Here is a 16,511-nt window from a genome sequence, read left to right as displayed (position 1 = left end):
CCGCATCGGCAGCCCCGTATCGGCAACCCGTGTCGGCACCCCCTGTCGGCGGGCCGGAGGGCGGCCCGTGCCGGGGTTCCGTTCCCAACCCCGTGCGGTGGGAGACGAGTTGCCAGCCGACGTGACGGCAGTTCGTCAGGTGCGCAGCCGGGTAGACCGGTTGGAGGCCGACAACGCAACCGCTCCTCGCCCGGTGAACCCGCCGGCGCGAGAGCGGCGTTCGGGCCAGTGACAGCGCACCTCCCAGCCGACCGGAGGGCCGAAGGAGCCACGCCATGGCCATCGCACGTCGTGATCTTCTCAAGTGGGGCGCGGGGGTCGGCGGGGCGGCCGCCCTCGGGGGGCTCGCCCTGCCGTCCACCGCCTCGGCCGCCGTACGCGCCACCCCGCGCGGCCTGCCGACGGCCGACTGGATGGGCCGCCTCGACGCCAGTGCCTCCCTGCTCGACCTCACCATCCCCGGCACCCACGACTCGTGCTGCGAGAACCCCGCCTACGGCACCGAGTGGTCGCACACCCAGAACTGGGGCATCCCGCAACAACTGCAGGAGGGCGTCCGCTTCCTCGACATCCGCTGCAACGGCCTGCAGGGCGCACCCGACGAACTCGGGATCTACCACTCCGACGCCTACCAGCACATCCGGCTGCAGGACGTGCTCGACCAGTGCCGCTCGTTCCTGCAGGCGCACTCCGGTGAGACCGTCGTGATGCGCCTGCGCAACGAGCGCGCCGGCGGCCAGGCCCTCGGCGACGACGAGTTCCTGCGGCGGGTCGGCCACTACCTCGACGCGCTGGGCTACCGCGACCTCTTCCACGTCTCCGGCTGGCCGACGCTGGGCACCGCCCGCGGCAAGGTCGTCCTGCTCGCCGACTTCGCCAACCCGGGGGGCCTGATCGACTGGTCCAGCGGCCAGAACGCCTACTTCGACACCCAGGATGTGTGGCAGATCGGCGGCCTCGATCCCCTGGGCGCGAAGGGGCAGTACATCGTCGCCCAGTTCGACAAGGCCGCCCTCACCCCGACCAGCCCGAGGATGTTCGTCAACTTCCTCAGCTACGCCGGAGGTTACTGGCCCAAGACCAGCTCCCAGAGCCTCATGGACCATACGATCTACCCGTACCTGAACGCCCGCACCCAGCAGCGCGGCCGCTTCGGCATCGTCCCGATGGACTTCCCGGACTTCCACGTCAACGTGCTGCAGATGCTGATCGACAAGAACGTCGTCTAGTCCCCCACCGGCTCGGTCGCGCCGTCCCCGGGTCCGCGCGATCGTAGCCCGGGGACGTACATCCGTGGGCCCACCGCGGCGGGGTGGATCAATCGGTGGGCCGATGTCTCCGCTGCGCCGCGCGTGGCAGCGTTCCCCCCATGGACACCACGCCGTTCGCACGCCTCACCGGACGCCCCGCCGCGGGCCCCTCCGGAGACCGCGCCGGAGACCGCACCGCGAGCCGTACGGCGGACCTCACCGGGCTGACGCGCCGTCGCCTGCTGGGGGCCGCAGTGGCGATGGGCGCCGCCGTGCCACTCGGCCTCGCCGACACCGCCTGGGGCGCCCCGGCCCCGACCGGAGTCGGCGCGCCCGCCCGGCTCACCCTTCCCGCGCCCACCGGACCGTGTCCGGTGGGCATGGTCCCGCTCCACCTGCGCGACACCTCGCGGCCGGACCCGGCCGCCGGACCCGGCCGCTTCCGCGAGCTGATGGCCAGCGTCTGGTACCCGGCCCGGAGCGCCGACGCGGACGCCCACCCGCTCGCGCCCTGGATGAGCGACGGCGCCCTGCGCGCCTTCCTCATCGACGTCGGCTTCCCGCTCGACCCGTCCCTCGCCCCGCTCACCTCCGGCCACCAGGGCGCGCCCGTCCACCGGACCGGCCACCGGCTCCCCGTCGTCGTCTTCTCGCACGGCTCGGGCAGCCACCGCGCCGACCACACCGTCATCTGCCAGGAACTCGCCAGCCACGGCTACGCGGTCGTCACCGTCGACCACACCGACGACTGCTTCACCGAGTTCCCCGACGGCACCGTCCGCACGCCGAGCGACAGCGTCCCGATGTACCCGCGGGACTACGCCGCCGACCTCCGCTTCCTGCTCGACCGGGTCGACGACCTCGCCGCCGGCCGCAACCCCGACGTCGACGGGCGCGCCCTCCCCGCCGGGCTGCTCGGCGGCCTCGATCCGGACGCCGTCGGCGCGTTCGGCTGGTCCAAGGGCGGCACCGCCACGGCCCTCGCCATGGGCGCCGACCCGCGCGTCCGCGCCGGGCTCGCGCTCGACGGACCGATGATCGCCAACCCCGCGCCCGCCGCCGACCTCGATCGGCCGTTCATGATGATGACGGCCGTCTGGGCCCGGGCCACCAACCCCGCCGCCGAGACCTTCTGGAGCCACCTGCGCGGCTGGCGGCTCGACATCCAGGCCACCGGCGCCGTCCACGCCTCGTACGGCGACACCATGACGCTGATCCCCCAGGCGGGGAAGCTGCTCGGCATGACGGAGCAGCAGATCCGCTCCCAGGTCGGCACGCTGGACCCCGACCGCGGCATCCGGATCGAGCAGGCCTACCCGCTCGCCTTCTTCGACCTCCACCTGCGCCACCGCGGCAGCGGCCGCCGCCTGCTCGACGGGCCGACCGGGGCCTTCCCGGAGGTCGTCTTCCACCCGTAGGCGTGCGGGCGGCGGTGCCGTGCGCGCGCACACGCGCCCCCGTCTGCGGGCGCGGGGGGGGGGGGGGGTGGGGGGGGGGGGGGGGGGGGGGGTGTTCGTGTGGGGGGGCGTGGGGGGGCTTTTTTTTTGGGTCCTCGGGGCGCCCGCGCGTCGTTTCCCGGCGTTCGGAGCCGTTACGGCGTCTCCGCCCGGATCTCCTCCAGCGACTCCGCCAGGACCGCCCTGGCCCGGGTGAACCAGTCGGTGATCACCGCGACCTCGTCGGGCGTGTAGTCGGCGAACAGCGCGCCGATCCGCTGGTAGAAGGGGCCGTAGACCTGGAGGATCCGCTCCTGGGCGTCCTCCGACATCACCACCCGCACCCGCCGCCGGTCGCCCGGATCGGCCTCCCGTCGGGCGTACCCGGCCTTCTCCAGGCGGTTGAGCACCCCGGTCACGGCCCCGGTGGTCAGTTGGGCTCGCTCGGCGAGGTCGCCGGCGGCCAGCGGCTCGCCGGCCATCGCGGCCTCGATGACGAAGCCGAGGCAGGTCAGGTCGGTGACGTTGAGCCCGAGCCGGGCGGCGATGTCCTGCTGGCCGAACTGCGCCAACGCGATCATCCGGTCCATCGAGTACTGCGCCTGCTCGGGCGTCGCCCGGGGGCGCGGCTTGCCCTTCACCCGGATTCTCCTTAGCATCTAAGTTACTTAGCTCGTGAGATAAACGGCCTGGGCCGCCCACGCGCACATCCACCCATCTCACACCACCGGAGGAGACATGCGCGCACACGGTGATCACGGCATGGGGCACACCGTCGCCGGCTGGGCGGGCTCCACCATCGCCATCCTCGGCTTCGCCGTCGCGGGCGCCGGGCTGGTCCTCGGCTCGGCCGCCGGGATCGGGGCCGGCGCGGCCCTCACCGTCCTCGGCGCCGTCGCCGCCTGGCTGCTCCACCTCGGCGGCCTGGGCAAACCCACCGGCCCGCGCCCGCCCCACCTCCGCCACTGGCGCACCCCCGACCCCGCCGGACGCCGGGGCCACCCCGACTGCCTCGGCTGCCGCCTCGCCGGGCGCCGCAGCGGAGCCCCGGCCACCGCGGGAGCCGACCAGGTCGCCGGGGGCGCCTCGATCGCCCGTTTCGGACGGCGCGTCGGCGCAGGCCACTGACCCCGGGGCCGCGACACCGAAGACAGCGCCACACCCGTCCGGTACGGCCCCACGGGTGGCGGGCGCAGCGCCCCACCGGCCGGCGACGGCCGGTACGGCGTCCGCACCGGGAAGCCGGCGAGCCGCTCGCGTGCCACCGACTCCCGCTCGCCCGGGAGCCGCGGACACTCCGCGAGCACCTCGGCGCCGATCACCGGCAGCCGTTCGCGCGGTTCGTCGCACGAGGCGGGGCCGCACGTCAGCTCCCGCGGGACCGGCGTCACCCATCGACCGGCCACCGCCACCGGCGCCGCCTTCCACCGGACAGTCCGCCGCGGAGCGTGCCGTACGTCCCCGGCGCCGCGTCCCACCGGCAGGCCGTTCCCGGGCGCACCGTTCCCGGGTCCACCGTTCCCGGGTCCACCGTTCCCGCGTGCACCCGCCGCGGCGTTCGACTCCGGTGACGGCGCGCTGCCCGCCCAAGTCATACGAACCCGCGCCGTCTTCGTCCCCTCGCCCGGCACCACCGCCACCACCACCGCCACCGGCGCCGAACTCCGCGCCGCGACCGCCGAGTCACCCCGGACGGCACGGGCGTCCACCGCGCCGGCGCCGGCACCGCCCCCGACGTCGCCCGCCGCGATCCGGTCGGCGGGCCGGCCACCGCCACTACGTGATCGACGACCCCTTGGGCACGGCGCGGCCTTGCGCGCGCGGCGTCAGACCCGCATGCCCGGGCTGGCGGCGACGGTGGGCGGGGTGGTGCTGCCGGCCGGGGCGCCGAGGGTGCGTTCGACCTTGGCGACGGCGGTGCGGTACTGCATCGACGCGGCCTGCGGGTCGGAACCCTCGCGCTGGAAGTAGCCGAAGGCCATGGCGACGGTGCCGAAGCGCTCGATGCCGATGAACGCGTTGAGCGGGACCCCGGCCAGGGTGCCGTCCAGCCGGACGGCAGGAGCGTCCTGACGGTCGCCGAGGGTGACGGGGGTGACGGTGAAGGTCACCGTGTCCTCGACGCCGGCGTTGAAGGTGATGGTGTGACAGGTCCGCAGGGCGTCCGCGGCGGTGTTGAAGTCGGCGGCGAGCCGGTCGGGGGCCTCGGCGGCGAGTGCCTCGGTCACCATCGGGTTGCCGTCCGGGCCGTCGAACTCGGTCTCGGCTCGCGGGTTCCCCGGACCGGGCTGGGTGGCGTGCATGTTGATCAGGGCACTGAGCGCGTCGCAGCCGCTGACCGGGGTCGGGTTCTCCTCCGGGCCCGGGCTCTGCGTCGCGGGCACCTCGGTGAAGCCGGGGCCGACGTCGTCCACGGTCAGCAGCGCCGACTTCAGCTGGTCGGCGCTGGGGAGGTCCTGGGCGGGCGCGGCCGACGCCAGGTGCGCCGGACCGAGGGCCACCGCCACGACGACGGCCGCGGCGGTGACCGCGTGGAGAGGCTTCGGAAGGGACATACGGGCCCCCGGTCGAGAGTTCGGGCAGGCACAGGTGTCCAGTCTCCCACCGGGGCCCGATCCGGGCGCGCGGGGCAGCCATCGCCGCAGGTCACAGCGCCTAGCAGTCGGCGCATGAGCGGAGCTCATGGGGAGCCGACGAGGTCCGCTCATGGCGAGATCCGAGGAGCATGAGCAGGCGATGGGCATGAGCAGGTCGCATGGGGAGCGCCATGAGAACCTCTCACCGCGGGCGCCCATGAGCGCGTCTCATGCCTCACGTGATGAGCAGGTCGCATGGGGAAGGCCCATGAGCGGCACTCATGCGCCGCGCGATGAGCACCTCTCATACGGGACCGCGATGAGCCGGGCTCATCCCCCGGTCGGCAGCGTGTCCAGGGTTTCGGCGAGCCACTCCACCCAGAAGGTCTCCAGCCCGATCCCGGCCCGCAGCACGGCGTGCTGGAGCCGGTTCTCGTGGTCGGCCTTCTCGGCCGGGAAGTCCCGCCGCTCGATCGCCAGGTAGTCGGCCAGCTGCGTGCGGTGAATCTCCACGTGGCGCTCCAGTTCGGCCGCCAGACCGTCCGTGCCGACCACCGCCGCCGCCCGCAACCGCAGCAGCAGCGGCTCCCGCACGGCGCGCGGCCCCGCGCCCTCGGCCGTCCAGCGGGCCAGTTCGGCGCGGCCCTCCGGGAGGACCTCGTACTCCTTCCTCTGCCCGCGCACCGGCCCGTCCGGCTGGAGGGCCCGGATGTGCCCGGAAGCCTCCAGCCGGCCCAGCTCGCGGTAGATCTGCTGGTGGGTGGCGGGCCAGAAGAAGCCGATCGACTTGTCGAACCGCCTGGTCAGCTCCAGCCCCGAGGACGGCTTCTCCAGCAGGGCGGTGAGGATGGCGTGCGGCAGCGACATGCGGACGATCCTAGAGGCGCACGAGCGGCTCTCACGGACGGGCCGGAGCGTGGTCATGAGGAGGTCTCATGACCACGGGGGCATGATCAGGTCTCATGCCGCCTCCGCCCATGAGCAGGTCTCATGCGTCGGCGGTACGCACCCACCCGCGCCCATGAGCACCCCGCCGAGCGCCCTGATCCGCACCTCATGTGAGCGACTCACATGAGCCGCGCACATGAGCCGCTCACATGACCGACCACTCTGACTCACATGGCCGCGGCCAGCTCCGTCCCCTGCTTGATGGCCCGCTTGGCGTCCAGCTCGGCGGCCACGTCGGCGCCGCCGATCAGGTGCACGGTCAGGCCGCGCTCGCGCAGCGCGTCGTACAGGTCGCGGCGAGGCTCCTGCCCGGTGCAGAGCACCACGGTGTCGACGGGCAGCAGCCGGCGCTCGCCGTCCACGGTGATGTGCAGGCCGGCGTCGTCGATCAGGTCGTAGGTCACGCCGGGAACCATCACCACGCCCCGGTGCTTGAGCTCGGTGCGGTGGATCCAGCCGGTGGTCTTGCCGAGTCCCGCGCCGACCTTACCGGTCTTGCGCTGCAGCAGGTGCACGCTGCGCGGGGGCTTCGGGCGCTCCGGGGCGCGCAGGCCGCCGCGCTCGCGGTACTCCGGGTCGATGCCCCACTTCGCCTGGAAGACCGGCGGGTTGAGGCTCGCCTGGTCGCCCTGGTCGGTGAGGAACTCGGCCACGTCGAAGCCGATGCCGCCCGCGCCGAGGATCGCGACCCGCTCGCCGACGGGCGCGCCGTCGCGCAGCACGTCGAGGTAGCCGACCACGCTGGGGTGGTCGATCCCCGGGATGTCGGCCGGGGTCCGCGGGGTGACGCCGGTCGCGAGGACGATCTCGTCGTACCCCGCCGCGGCGAGCTCCTCGGCCGTGACGGTGGCCCCGAGGCGCTGCGTGACGCCCAACTCGGCGAGCCGGGTGCGGTAGTAGCGCAGCGTCTCGTCGAACTCCTCCTTGCCCGGGATGCGCCGGGCCACGTCGAGCTGTCCGCCGATCGCCTCGGCGGCGTCGTGCAGGGTGACCTCGTGGCCGCGCTCGGCGGCGGAGACGGCGAAGGCGAGGCCGGCCGGGCCGGCTCCGACGACGCCGACCCGCTTGCGCAGCCTGGCGGGCGCGAGGACGAGTTCGGTTTCGTGGCAGGCCCGCGGGTTGACCAGGCAGGAGGTGATCTGGAGGTTGAAGGTGTGGTCGAGGCAGGCCTGGTTGCAGCCGATGCAGGTGTTGATGGCGTCGGCGCGGTCCTCGCGGGCCTTGGCGACGAAGTCGGCGTCGGCGAGCAGCGGGCGGGCCATCGAGACCAGGTCGGCGCTGCCGTCCGCGAGCAGCCGCTCGGCGATCTCGGGGGTGTTGATGCGGTTGGTGGTCACCAGCGGGATGCCGACCTTGCCCATGACCTTCTTCGTCACCCAGGCGAAGGCGCCGCGTGGCACCGAGGTGGCGATGGTCGGGATGCGGGCCTCGTGCCAGCCGATGCCGCTGTTGATGATGGTGGCTCCGGCGGCCTCGACGGCCTGCGCGAGCTCCACCACCTCGTCGAGGGTGGAGCCGCCGGGCACCAGGTCCAGCATGGAGAGGCGGTAGACGATGATGAAGTCCTCGCCGACCCGCTCGCGGACCCGTCGGACGATCTCCACCGGGAAGCGCATCCGCCGCTCGTACGTCCCGCCCCACTCGTCCTCGCGCCGGTTGGTGGCGGCGACGACGAACTCGTTGATCAGGTAGCCCTCGGAGCCCATGATCTCGACGCCGTCGTACCCGGCGCGGCGGGCGAGTTCCGCACAGCGGGCGAAGTCCTCGATGGTCTGCTCGACCTGTTCGGCGGTGAGCTCGTGGGGCACGAAGGGGCTGATCGGGGCCTGGAGGGCGCTGGGGGCGACCAGGTCGCGGTGGTAGGCGTACCGGCCGAAGTGCAGGATCTGCAGGGCGATCTTCCCGCCGGCGGCGTGCACGGCGTCGGTGATCACGCGGTGCTCGTCGGCCTCCTCCTCGGTGGTCAGCATCGCGCCGCCCTCCCAGGGGCGTCCGGCCTCGTTGGGGGCGATGCCGCCGGTGACGATCAGGCCGACGCCGCCGCGGGCGCGCTCGGCGTAGAAGGCGGCCATCCGCGCGTACCCGCCCGGGGCCTCTTCCAGGCCGACGTGCATCGAGCCCATGATCACGCGGTTGGGCAGGGTGGTGAAGCCGAGGTCGAGCGGGCTGAGCAGGTGCGGGTAGCGGCTGCTGCCGGGGGTGGCGCTCATCGACGTCTCCTGGGGCGCGGGGCTGGCTGCGGTGGTTACCGCAGGGTAGGGGAAGCCCCGAGCCTTATGCAACAAGTTGCATAAGCGCGGGCCGGCCCAGCCCGCCCCCGGGACCGCCGCCGCCCCGAACCGGACCGCCGACGCCCGTCACCACCGGCCGCCCGAAGCCGCCGAACACCGGGCAGGCGGCGGACCGCCCGCGTATCGTCGTGTCCCGGACATCGCGAGGCTCGGGAGAGCCGGGACAGCCGGAAGAGCCGGGAGAGGGGGCGGCCGTGCGGGGTGGCTCGGTGGCCGTGGTCGGGGGCAGCATCGCCGGGAGCGCGTTCGCCGGGGCCGCCGCCCGACTGGGCGCGGAACGGGTCGTGGTGCTGGAACGCAGCCCCGGCCGACTGGAGGACCGCGGGGTGGGCCTGTGCACCCACAACGACCGCTTCGACGAACTGGTCCGCGCCGGGCACCTCGCCGCGGACACCCGCCGCCACCGCCTCACCGTCCGCCGCTGGGTCACCCGGGGGCCGGCCGGCGAGGGCGACGGCCCGCACGGGCGCGGGCGACCCCTCTGGGACCAGCCGTTCCCGTTCCACTCCCACCACTGGGCCGTCCTCTGGCAGGCGCTGCGCGAGCGGACCCCCGAACGCGTCGAGTACCGGCTGGGCACCACCGTCACCGCGGTCGGCGGGGACGACGAGGGCGCCTGGGCCGAGGAAGCCGACGGCGTCCGCCACCGCTACGACCTGGTGATCGGCGCGGACGGCTACCGCTCCGTGGTCCGCGCCGCCGTCTGCCCACAGGCCGCACCCGAGTTCGCCGGGTACGTGTGCTGGCGCGGCAGCTACGACGCCGCGCTGCTGGACGAACTGCCCGGCGGCTCCGCGGCCTGGCCGGAGGAGGAGTGCATCACCGCCTGCTACCCCGGCGGACAGGTCGTGATCTACCGCATCCCCGGGCTCGATCCCGGCCGCACCCAGGTGAACTGGGTCTTCTACGCCCCCATCCCCGCCTGGCTGCGCCTGGACGGCCCGACCAGCATCCCGGCGGGCACCCTCACCGACGGGCAGCTGGACGAGCTGCGGCAGCTCGCGGAACGGCAACTGCCGCCGTACTGGGCCGGGGTGGTCACCCTCACCCCGCGCGAACGGACCTTCCTGCAGCCCGTCTACGACCTGGCGGCCCCGCGCCGCACCGCCGGCCGGCTGCTCATCGGCGGGGACGCTGCCACCGTCGTGCGGCCGCACAACACCAGCGGCGCCGTGAAGGCCCTGCAGGACGCCCACGCCTTCGAGCAGGCGTGGGCGGCCGGCGGCTCCTGGTCGTCCCTGCTCGCCGCGTACGACCGCGAACGCAGCGCGGCGGGGCGCGAGTTGGTGGAGCTGGGCCGTACGCTCGGCCGGGCGCAGGTCACCGAGGCGCCGGACTGGTCCGGCATGGACGAGCCGACGATGGCGGCCTGGTGGCAGCACCAGCTCACCGGCAGCGGGGGCTTCGGCGGCCACGCGCTCGGCCGGCCGAAGCCGTCCTCGTGAGCGCGCGACCGCCGGATCCCACGGCGCCCGGGCGGGGAACCCCCGGCCCGGGCGCCGTCATCGGACCTCGGGCATCGCACACCGGACACCCCGGCTCGGGCCCCATGGCTCGGGTCCCATGACTCGGGCCCCAGAGCCGGACGCCGGCCCTCGGACGCCGGATGTCAGACGCCGACGCCGGACGCCGGATGTCAGACGTTGACGCCGTAGTCGGTCGCGATGCCGCGCAGCCCGGAGGCGTAACCCTGGCCGATGGCACGGAACTTCCACTCCGCGCCGTTGCGGTACAGCTCGCCGAAGACCATCGCGGTCTCGGTCGAGGCGTCCTCGGTCAGGTCGTAGCGCGCGATCTCCTGGCCGTTGGCCTGGTTGACGATCCGGATGAAGGCGTTGCGGACCTGTCCGAAGTTCTGCAGCCGGGCGTCGGCGTCGTAGATCGACACCGGGAAGACCACCTTGGCCACGTCGGCCGGCACCCGGTCCAGGTCGACCTTGATCTGCTCGTCGTCGCCGTCGCCGCCACCGGTCAGGTTGTCACCGCTGTGCTCGACCGAACCCTCGGGGCTGCGAAGGTTGTTGAAGAACACGAAGTGCTGGTCCGAGATCACCTTGCCGAGCGCGTTGCACAGCAGCGCGCTGGCGTCCAGGTCGTAGTCGGCCCCGGTGGTGGTCCGCACGTCCCAACCGAGACCCACGATCACGGCGCTCAGACCGGGCGCCTCCTTGCTCAGCGAGACGTTGCCGCCCTTGGCCAGCGAAACTCCCACAATGCCCTCCTCTGATCTCTCCCTAGGACGAATCTACAACACTGTAGAGATCACGAGAATCCGTCCACGGGCGGGCTCCACCCCGGAATTCCTCCGGGCCTTCTCAGGGACCGCGACGGGAACCGACCGGGCCCGGCTCCGACCGGGCGCCGAGCCGGGGCCGCCGACCTAGACTGACGGTGGATCCCCGTTCCCCGGTTCCCCGGTTCCCCTGCCCTTCTCCCGGACTCCCGGTTCTCCGGCCCCTTCCCCCCGACTCCCGGTTTCCCGGCCCCTCGATTCCCGGCCCCGGTCTCGGCGCCCCCGTGGGAGGTTCCCATGCGCCAGCGGTACAGCTTCCACGTCGACCAGGACGGGCACTCCGTGACCGTCAACGTCCGCTCCGGCTGGATCACCGAGACCGAACTGCTGGTGGACGGCAAGGAGTGCGCCTTCCACCGCGTCCACGGGCACGGCGACTACCCGCTGACCCTCGCCGCCCAGCTCGCCGGGGAGCCGCCCCGGCCGGTCGCCGTCACCCTGGACCGCACCGGCATAGCCGAGCACCCGCTGTCCTGCGTCCTGGAGCTCGCCGGCACCGAACTCCCCATGCCGGAGAAGACGGCCCGCTGACACCGCCCACGCGGCGGTGTGCCCGGGAAGGCCACGGAACCCCGCGATCCCCCGTCCGCAGCCTCTCGATGCCCGCCTTCCGACCTGCGGCTTCCGACGTCCGACCTGCGAACTCGACTTCCGATTTCCGCTCTCCGCCTCGGCCGGCTCGCCGCCCACCACTTCGGCGCCGCGGCCGCCCTCGATCCGGTCGGCGGGGACAGCCGGCACACCCCGCTCCAGGGGCCCGGAACCTCCGGCGAGCCCGACGGCTGGGGGGCGTTCGCGGCCCGGCACGCCGAGCTGCTCGACGAGGACCCGCTCTCCCTCTGCTGCCGCCGCCCCGCCACACTCGGGGACGAGCGGGCCGGGGCCTGGGCCGGCCGGGTCGAACCGGACCTCGCCCAAGACCTCGCCCTCGCCCCCTTCCCCCGACCGGCCCGCACTCAGTCCCCCCGACACTCCGCCAGGATCTCCTCCACCGCCTTCCGGGCCCGCTCCGCGTCCTGCGCGACCAGCCCGATCCGGGTGCGGCGGTCGAGCACGTCGGCCGCGTCCAGCGCGCCCTCGTGCGTGACGGCGTACCCGATCTCGGCGCGGGTCACGTCCAAGCCTTCCGCCACCGGCGTCAACTCCCCGGCGGCCAGCACCTCGTGGGCCGCGCCGCCGTGCCGCGCGAGCAGCGAGGCGGGCACGCCCCGCGCGGGCAGGGGGCGGCTGTCCCGGTGCCCGGGCGCGCCGACCAGCGGCAGCCTGGCCGTCCAGCAGGTCCGGGCCTGCAGTCCGCGCAGCCGCGCGGCGGTGTCCACCGCGTCCTGGGCCATCCGGCGGTAGGTGGTCAGCTTGCCGCCGACCACGGTGACCACCCCGGACGGGGACTCCAGCACCGCGTGCTCCCGCGAGATGTCGGCGGTGCTGCCGCCTCCGGTGTCGATCAGCGGACGCAGCCCGGCGTAGGCGCCACGGACGTCCGCCCTGGTCAGCGCGGTGGCGAGGGCCGCGTTGACGGTGTCGAGGAGGAAGGTCAGCTCGGCTTCGGTGGGCTGCGGCTCGTCCGGGACCGGGCCCGGCGCGTCCTCGTCGGTCAGTCCGATCGCGACCCGGCCGAGCTGCTGCGGCAGGGCGAAGACGAAGCGGCTGGTCGAGCCGGGTACGGGCACCGTGAGGGCGGCGCGCGGATTCCCCAACGCCCCCGCGTCCACCAGGACATGGGTGCCGCGGCTCGGCCGCAGCGTGATCGAGGTGTCCACCTCGCCCGCCCAGACGCCGGTGGCGTTGACCACCGCGCCGGCCCTCACGGTCAGCCCCTGACCGGTCAGCGTGTCCACCAGCCGGGCGGAGGTGCCGGTCACGGCCTCGGCCCGCACCCTGGTCAGCACGCTCGCGCCGTACTGCGCGGCGGTCCGGGCCAGGGCGACCACCAGCCGGGCGTCGTCCACGAGTTGGCCGTCGTGGGCGACCAGCGCGCCGCGCAGGCCGGCGGTCCGGACGGCCGGCACCAGCCGCCGGGTGCCGGCCGCGTCGATCCGGCGCATCCGGGGCAGCAGGTCGCCCGGCGTGCCGGCGCTGATCCGCAGCGCGTCCCCGGCGTGGAAGCCCGCGCGGATCAGCGCTCCCTGCCCCGGGCGCAGCAAGTCCGGGAGCAGCGGCACCAGTTGGGGCAGTGCGCGGATCAGGTGCGGGGCGGTGCGGGTCATCAGCACACCGCGCTCGACGGCGCTCTCCCGGGCCACCTTGATCCGGCCGGAGGCCAGGTAGCGCAGCCCGCCGTGGACCAGCTTGGAGCTCCAGCGGCTGGTGCCGAAGGCCAGGTCGCGGGACTCGACCAGTACGGTGCGCAGGCCGCGCGAGGCGGCGTCCAGGGCCACCCCGGCGCCGGTGACGCCGCCGCCGATCACCAGCAGGTCGACGTGCGGGTCGTCGCCGAGCGCCTCGAACTCCAGCGTGCGGCGGGCGGCGTTGAGTCGGCTCGTCCCCGCGAAGGGGCCGACGGCGGGCGTCGTCATGGTGCCAGGTATCCGTTCAGTGCTCTGGCCAGCTCGCGCCGCCAGGCCTCCTCGGGCAGCAGGGAGGCGACCATGCGGTGCGACTGGACGGTGGACTGGGCGATCAGCAGGACCATGGCGGCCAGTTCGAGCGGCTCGCCGGCCCGGATCGAGCCCTGGGCCTGGCCGCGCTCGATGCCGCCGCGCAGGGCTTCCAGCAGGCCGCGCTGGCTGGCGCCGAGCCGCTCGACCACGTACTCGAGCAGCAGGTCGGAGTCATCGGAGTGGAGCAGCGCCCCGAGCACCGGGTGGTCCCGCAGGAGGACGGCGACCTCGACGACCCGCTCCACGAAGGTCTCCCGGTCCTGGACGTCGAGCGAGGCGCCCTCCAGGGTGGCCAGGATCTCCCGGGTGAGCAGGGCGCCGATCACCGCCCGCACGTCCGGCCAGCGGCGGTAGACGGTCGGCCGGCTGACCCCGGCGCGGCGCGCGATCTCGGCCAGTTGGGTGCGGCGCACGCCGAGGTGGACGACCAGGTCGGCGGCGGCGTCCAGGATCGCGTCGTCGGTGCTGCGCGGCTGCTCGGCTCCGGTGCTGCCGGGCCGCTCGGCTGGGGTCGCCGACTCGGCGGCGTTACTACTTGACATGATGTGTGAAACTGTAACGCATGGCACCTGAGACGCAAGCGGGACCGGCGGGCGCCGCTCTTCCGCTCCCCCCGATGAAGTGGGACGCCTGGGGCGACCCGGCCCTGGCCAAGGAGCTGTCCGCGGACATCAAGGGACTGCTCGCCGCCGCCCTCGGCGTCACCGGCGACGCCGCCCCCGGGCCGAGCGCCGACGAGGTCGTGCTGCGCCCCTCCCGGATCACGGCCGACGCCCTCGAGGCGCTCGCCGACGCCGTCGGCGAGGCCCACGTCAGCGCCGCCGACGCCGACCGCCTGCCGCGCGCCGGCGGCAAGTCCACCCCCGACCTGCTGCGCCGCCGCAGCCGCGAGGCCCAGGACGCACCCGACGCCGTGGTGCTGCCCGGCAGCGAGCAGGAGATCGCCGCCGTCCTCGCGGTGTGCGCCGAACACCGCGCCGCCGTCGTCCCGTTCGGCGGCGGCACCAGCGTCGTCGGCGGCCTCGACCCGGAACGCGGCGGCTTCGAGGCCGTCGTCTCGCTCGACCTGCGCCGCTTCGACGCCCTGCTCGACCTGGACGAGACCTCCGGCGAGGCCGTCCTCGGCGCCGGCCTCACCGGCCCGGCCGCCGAGGCGCTGCTCGCCGAGCGCGGCTGGGAACTCGGCCACTACCCGCAGAGCTTCCGCTACGCCACCATCGGCGGCTTCGCCGCCACCCGCTCCTCCGGCCAGGACTCCGCCGGGTACGGGCGCTTCGACGAGATGGTGCGCGGCCTGCGGGTCGTCACCCCGGTCGGCGTGCTCGACCTCGGCCGCGCCCCGGCCTCCGCCGCCGGCCCGGACCTGCGCCAGCTCTTCCTCGGCTCCGAGGGCACCCTCGGCGTGATCACCGCCGTCCGCCTGCGGGTCCACCCGCTGCCCGCCGTCAAGGCCTACGAAGCCTGGAGCTTCCCCGACTTCGCCACCGGGACGGCGGCGCTGCGCGCCGTCGAGCAGCAGGGCACCGGCCCGACCGTGATCCGGCTCTCCGACGAGGCCGAGACCATGGTCAACCTGGCCATGACCGAGCAGATCGGCGGCGCCCCGGCGGTCACCGGCTGCCTGGCCGTCACCGTCTTCGAGGGCAGCGCCCAGCAGGTCGCCGCCCGCCACGGCGCGACCCGCGAGGTACTGCTCGCCGCCGGCGCCACCTCGCTCGGCGACGCCCCCGCCCGGGTCTGGGAGCACGGCCGGTTCAACGCGCCCTACCTGCGCGACTCGCTGCTCAGCGCCGGCGCGCTGTGCGAGACCCTGGAGACGGCCGCCACCTGGAGCGGGCTGCCCGCCCTGCGGACCGCCGTCACCGAGGCGCTGACCACCGCCCTGCCCGGCGCGCTCGTGCTCTGCCACATCTCGCACGTCTACCCGACCGGCGCCTCGCTCTACTTCACCGTCGTCGCCGCGCTCGGCGAGGACCCGCTCAGCCGCTGGGGCGCCGCCAAGCGCGCCGCCGGGGACGCCATCCTCGGCGCGGGCGGCACCATCACCCACCACCACGCGGTCGGCGCCGACCACCGCCCCTGGATGACCGAGGAGGTCGGCGACCTGGGCGTGCGCATCCTGCGCGCCGTCAAGGCCGAGCTCGACCCGGCGGGCATCCTCAACCCCGGCAAGCTGATCCCATGAGCCGGCCTCATGGGGAGGGCGGTCCGAGAACCGTCCGCAGGGTCGCCGTCCTCACCAACCCGGCGGCGGGCACCGGCCACTCCGGGCCCGCCGCCGAGCGGGCCGTCGCCCGGCTGCGGGCCCTGGGCGTCGACGTCGAACCGCACGCCGGGAGTTCCGCCGAGGACGCCGTGCGCCTCGCCCGCGAGGCGGCGGCGGACGGCGTGGACGCGGTCGCCGTGGTCGGCGGCGACGGGATGATCAACCTCGCCCTGCAGGCCCTCGCCGGCGGCGCCGTCCCGCTCGGCGTCGTACCGGCCGGCACCGGCAACGACCACGCCCGCGCGTACGGCCTACCACTCGGGGCCCCGGAGGCCGCCGCCGAGGTCATCGCCGCCGGCCGGGTCCGCACCGTCGACCTCGGCCGGGTCACCGGCCCCGACGGCGCCGCCCGCTGGTTCGGCTCCATCCTCGCCACCGGGTTCGACTCCCTGGTCAGCGACCGCACCAACCGGCTGCGCTGGCCGCGCGGACGGATGCGCTACAACCTCGCCATCCTCATCGAGTTCGCCAACCTGCGGCCGCTGCCGTTCCGGATCACCCTCGCCGACGGCACCGTCATCGAACGCGACCTCACCCTGGCCGCCGTCGGCAACACCCGCAGCTACGGCGGCGGCATGCTCATGTGCCCGGACGCCCTGCCCGACGACGGCCTGCTCGACGTCACCCTCGTCGACGCCATGCCCCGCCTGCGCGTCGCCCGCTTCTTCCCCACCCTCTTCAAGGGCACCCACACCACCCGCCCCGAGGTCACAACCCTGCGCACCACCTCGCTGCGCATCGAGTCCCCGGGCATCACGGCCTACGCCGACGGCGAGTTCATCGCGCCGCTCCCGGTGGAGGTCGAGGTGCGGCGCAACGCCCTGCACCTGCTGGTGCCCTGAACCGCTTGG

14 protein-coding genes are annotated in these 16,511 nt (G+C 74.4%); 7 read left to right on the top strand and 7 right to left on the bottom strand.

Annotated elements, in window-relative coordinates:
* Positions 1 to 275: 275 nt before the first annotated feature.
* Both ACZ6Y7_RS08650 and ACZ6Y7_RS08645 read left to right on the top strand, forming a co-directional pair.
* Positions 276 to 1,229, top strand: coding sequence for a phosphatidylinositol-specific phospholipase C (locus ACZ6Y7_RS08650; protein ID WP_465757125.1), 954 nt, complete (start codon positions 276 to 278; stop codon positions 1,227 to 1,229).
* 140 nt (positions 1,230 to 1,369) lie between these two features.
* A complete protein-coding gene (locus ACZ6Y7_RS08645) occupies positions 1,370 to 2,668 on the top strand; it encodes an alpha/beta hydrolase family protein (RefSeq protein ID WP_465757124.1) in 1,299 nt (432 codons plus the stop codon).
* A 173-nt stretch (positions 2,669 to 2,841) separates the two neighbouring features.
* Here the strand turns inward: ACZ6Y7_RS08645 and ACZ6Y7_RS08640 are convergent, their stop codons facing one another.
* The gene (locus ACZ6Y7_RS08640) at positions 2,842 to 3,327 is read right to left on the bottom strand and encodes a MarR family transcriptional regulator (protein WP_465757123.1); all 486 of its coding nucleotides are present in this window, start codon (positions 3,325 to 3,327) and stop codon (positions 2,842 to 2,844) included.
* Positions 3,328 to 3,424: 97 nt separating this feature from the next.
* On the opposite strand from ACZ6Y7_RS08640, the gene ACZ6Y7_RS08635 reads away from it, so the two are divergent.
* Entirely contained in the window at positions 3,425 to 3,814 is a 390-nt protein-coding gene (locus tag ACZ6Y7_RS08635; protein ID WP_465757122.1) for an HGxxPAAW family protein, read from the top strand.
* A gap of 698 nt (positions 3,815 to 4,512) precedes the next feature.
* Here the strand turns inward: ACZ6Y7_RS08635 and ACZ6Y7_RS08630 are convergent.
* From ACZ6Y7_RS08630 to ACZ6Y7_RS08620, 3 genes are all read right to left on the bottom strand, one after another.
* Entirely contained in the window at positions 4,513 to 5,241 is a 729-nt protein-coding gene (locus ACZ6Y7_RS08630; protein WP_465757121.1) for a hypothetical protein, read from the bottom strand.
* A gap of 351 nt (positions 5,242 to 5,592) precedes the next feature.
* Positions 5,593 to 6,129, bottom strand: coding sequence for a PadR family transcriptional regulator (locus ACZ6Y7_RS08625; protein ID WP_465757120.1), 537 nt, complete (start codon positions 6,127 to 6,129; stop codon positions 5,593 to 5,595).
* A 248-nt stretch (positions 6,130 to 6,377) separates the two neighbouring features.
* Entirely contained in the window at positions 6,378 to 8,420 is a 2,043-nt protein-coding gene (locus ACZ6Y7_RS08620; RefSeq protein ID WP_465757119.1) for an oxidoreductase, read from the bottom strand.
* Positions 8,421 to 8,695: 275 nt separating this feature from the next.
* Between ACZ6Y7_RS08620 and ACZ6Y7_RS08615 the strand changes: the two genes are divergently transcribed.
* Positions 8,696 to 9,946, top strand: coding sequence for an FAD-dependent monooxygenase (locus tag ACZ6Y7_RS08615; protein WP_465757118.1), 1,251 nt, complete (start codon positions 8,696 to 8,698; stop codon positions 9,944 to 9,946).
* A gap of 191 nt (positions 9,947 to 10,137) precedes the next feature.
* Here ACZ6Y7_RS08615 and ACZ6Y7_RS08610 read toward each other — a convergent pair whose 3' ends face one another.
* The gene (locus tag ACZ6Y7_RS08610) at positions 10,138 to 10,713 is read right to left on the bottom strand and encodes a TerD family protein (protein ID WP_465757117.1); all 576 of its coding nucleotides are present in this window, start codon (positions 10,711 to 10,713) and stop codon (positions 10,138 to 10,140) included.
* 318 nt (positions 10,714 to 11,031) lie between these two features.
* Between ACZ6Y7_RS08610 and ACZ6Y7_RS08605 the strand changes: the two genes are divergently transcribed.
* Positions 11,032 to 11,325 (top strand): hypothetical protein, encoded by a 294-nt coding sequence (locus ACZ6Y7_RS08605; protein WP_465757116.1) that lies wholly within the window; start codon positions 11,032 to 11,034, stop codon positions 11,323 to 11,325.
* 425 nt (positions 11,326 to 11,750) lie between these two features.
* Here the strand turns inward: ACZ6Y7_RS08605 and ACZ6Y7_RS08600 are convergent, their stop codons facing one another.
* Together ACZ6Y7_RS08600 and ACZ6Y7_RS08595 are read right to left on the bottom strand one after the other, a co-directional pair.
* Positions 11,751 to 13,310 (bottom strand): glycerol-3-phosphate dehydrogenase/oxidase, encoded by a 1,560-nt coding sequence (locus tag ACZ6Y7_RS08600; RefSeq protein WP_465757115.1) that lies wholly within the window; start codon positions 13,308 to 13,310, stop codon positions 11,751 to 11,753.
* On the bottom strand, positions 13,307 to 13,936 hold the full coding sequence (locus ACZ6Y7_RS08595; protein WP_465757114.1) for a TetR/AcrR family transcriptional regulator: 630 nt from the start codon (positions 13,934 to 13,936) through the stop codon (positions 13,307 to 13,309). The genes ACZ6Y7_RS08600 and ACZ6Y7_RS08595 overlap by 4 nt, the downstream gene beginning before the upstream one ends.
* 74 nt (positions 13,937 to 14,010) lie before the next feature.
* On the opposite strand from ACZ6Y7_RS08595, the gene ACZ6Y7_RS08590 reads away from it, so the two are divergent.
* Together ACZ6Y7_RS08590 and ACZ6Y7_RS08585 are read left to right on the top strand one after the other, a co-directional pair.
* Positions 14,011 to 15,579, top strand: coding sequence for an FAD-binding oxidoreductase (locus ACZ6Y7_RS08590; RefSeq protein WP_465757113.1), 1,569 nt, complete (start codon positions 14,011 to 14,013; stop codon positions 15,577 to 15,579).
* Positions 15,576 to 16,502 (top strand): diacylglycerol kinase, encoded by a 927-nt coding sequence (locus ACZ6Y7_RS08585; RefSeq protein WP_465757112.1) that lies wholly within the window; start codon positions 15,576 to 15,578, stop codon positions 16,500 to 16,502. Before ACZ6Y7_RS08590 ends, ACZ6Y7_RS08585 begins: the two co-directional genes overlap by 4 nt.
* Positions 16,503 to 16,511 lie beyond the last annotated feature (9 nt).

It is taken from the genome of Kitasatospora sp. NPDC053308 (assembly GCF_055585785.1).
Note: the sequence above shows the minus strand (reverse complement) of the source record. Positions and strands in the feature narration are given on the sequence as shown.

Bases quoted from the DNA above. Each gene is read 5' to 3' on its own strand.
- ACZ6Y7_RS08590 (WP_465757113.1), top strand. From the start codon at position 14,011: ATGAAGTGGGACGCCTGGGGCGACCCGGCCCTGGCCAAGGAGCTGTCC.
- ACZ6Y7_RS08625 (WP_465757120.1), bottom strand. From the start codon at position 6,129: ATGTCGCTGCCGCACGCCATCCTCACCGCCCTGCTGGAGAAGCCGTCC.
- ACZ6Y7_RS08645 (WP_465757124.1), top strand. From the start codon at position 1,370: ATGGACACCACGCCGTTCGCACGCCTCACCGGACGCCCCGCCGCGGGC.
- ACZ6Y7_RS08620 (WP_465757119.1), bottom strand. From the start codon at position 8,420: ATGAGCGCCACCCCCGGCAGCAGCCGCTACCCGCACCTGCTCAGCCCG.
- ACZ6Y7_RS08630 (WP_465757121.1), bottom strand. From the start codon at position 5,241: ATGTCCCTTCCGAAGCCTCTCCACGCGGTCACCGCCGCGGCCGTCGTC.
- ACZ6Y7_RS08650 (WP_465757125.1), top strand. From the start codon at position 276: ATGGCCATCGCACGTCGTGATCTTCTCAAGTGGGGCGCGGGGGTCGGC.
- ACZ6Y7_RS08635 (WP_465757122.1), top strand. From the start codon at position 3,425: ATGCGCGCACACGGTGATCACGGCATGGGGCACACCGTCGCCGGCTGG.
- ACZ6Y7_RS08600 (WP_465757115.1), bottom strand. From the start codon at position 13,310: ATGACGACGCCCGCCGTCGGCCCCTTCGCGGGGACGAGCCGACTCAAC.
- ACZ6Y7_RS08595 (WP_465757114.1), bottom strand. From the start codon at position 13,936: ATGTCAAGTAGTAACGCCGCCGAGTCGGCGACCCCAGCCGAGCGGCCC.
- ACZ6Y7_RS08605 (WP_465757116.1), top strand. From the start codon at position 11,032: ATGCGCCAGCGGTACAGCTTCCACGTCGACCAGGACGGGCACTCCGTG.
- ACZ6Y7_RS08585 (WP_465757112.1), top strand. From the start codon at position 15,576: ATGAGCCGGCCTCATGGGGAGGGCGGTCCGAGAACCGTCCGCAGGGTC.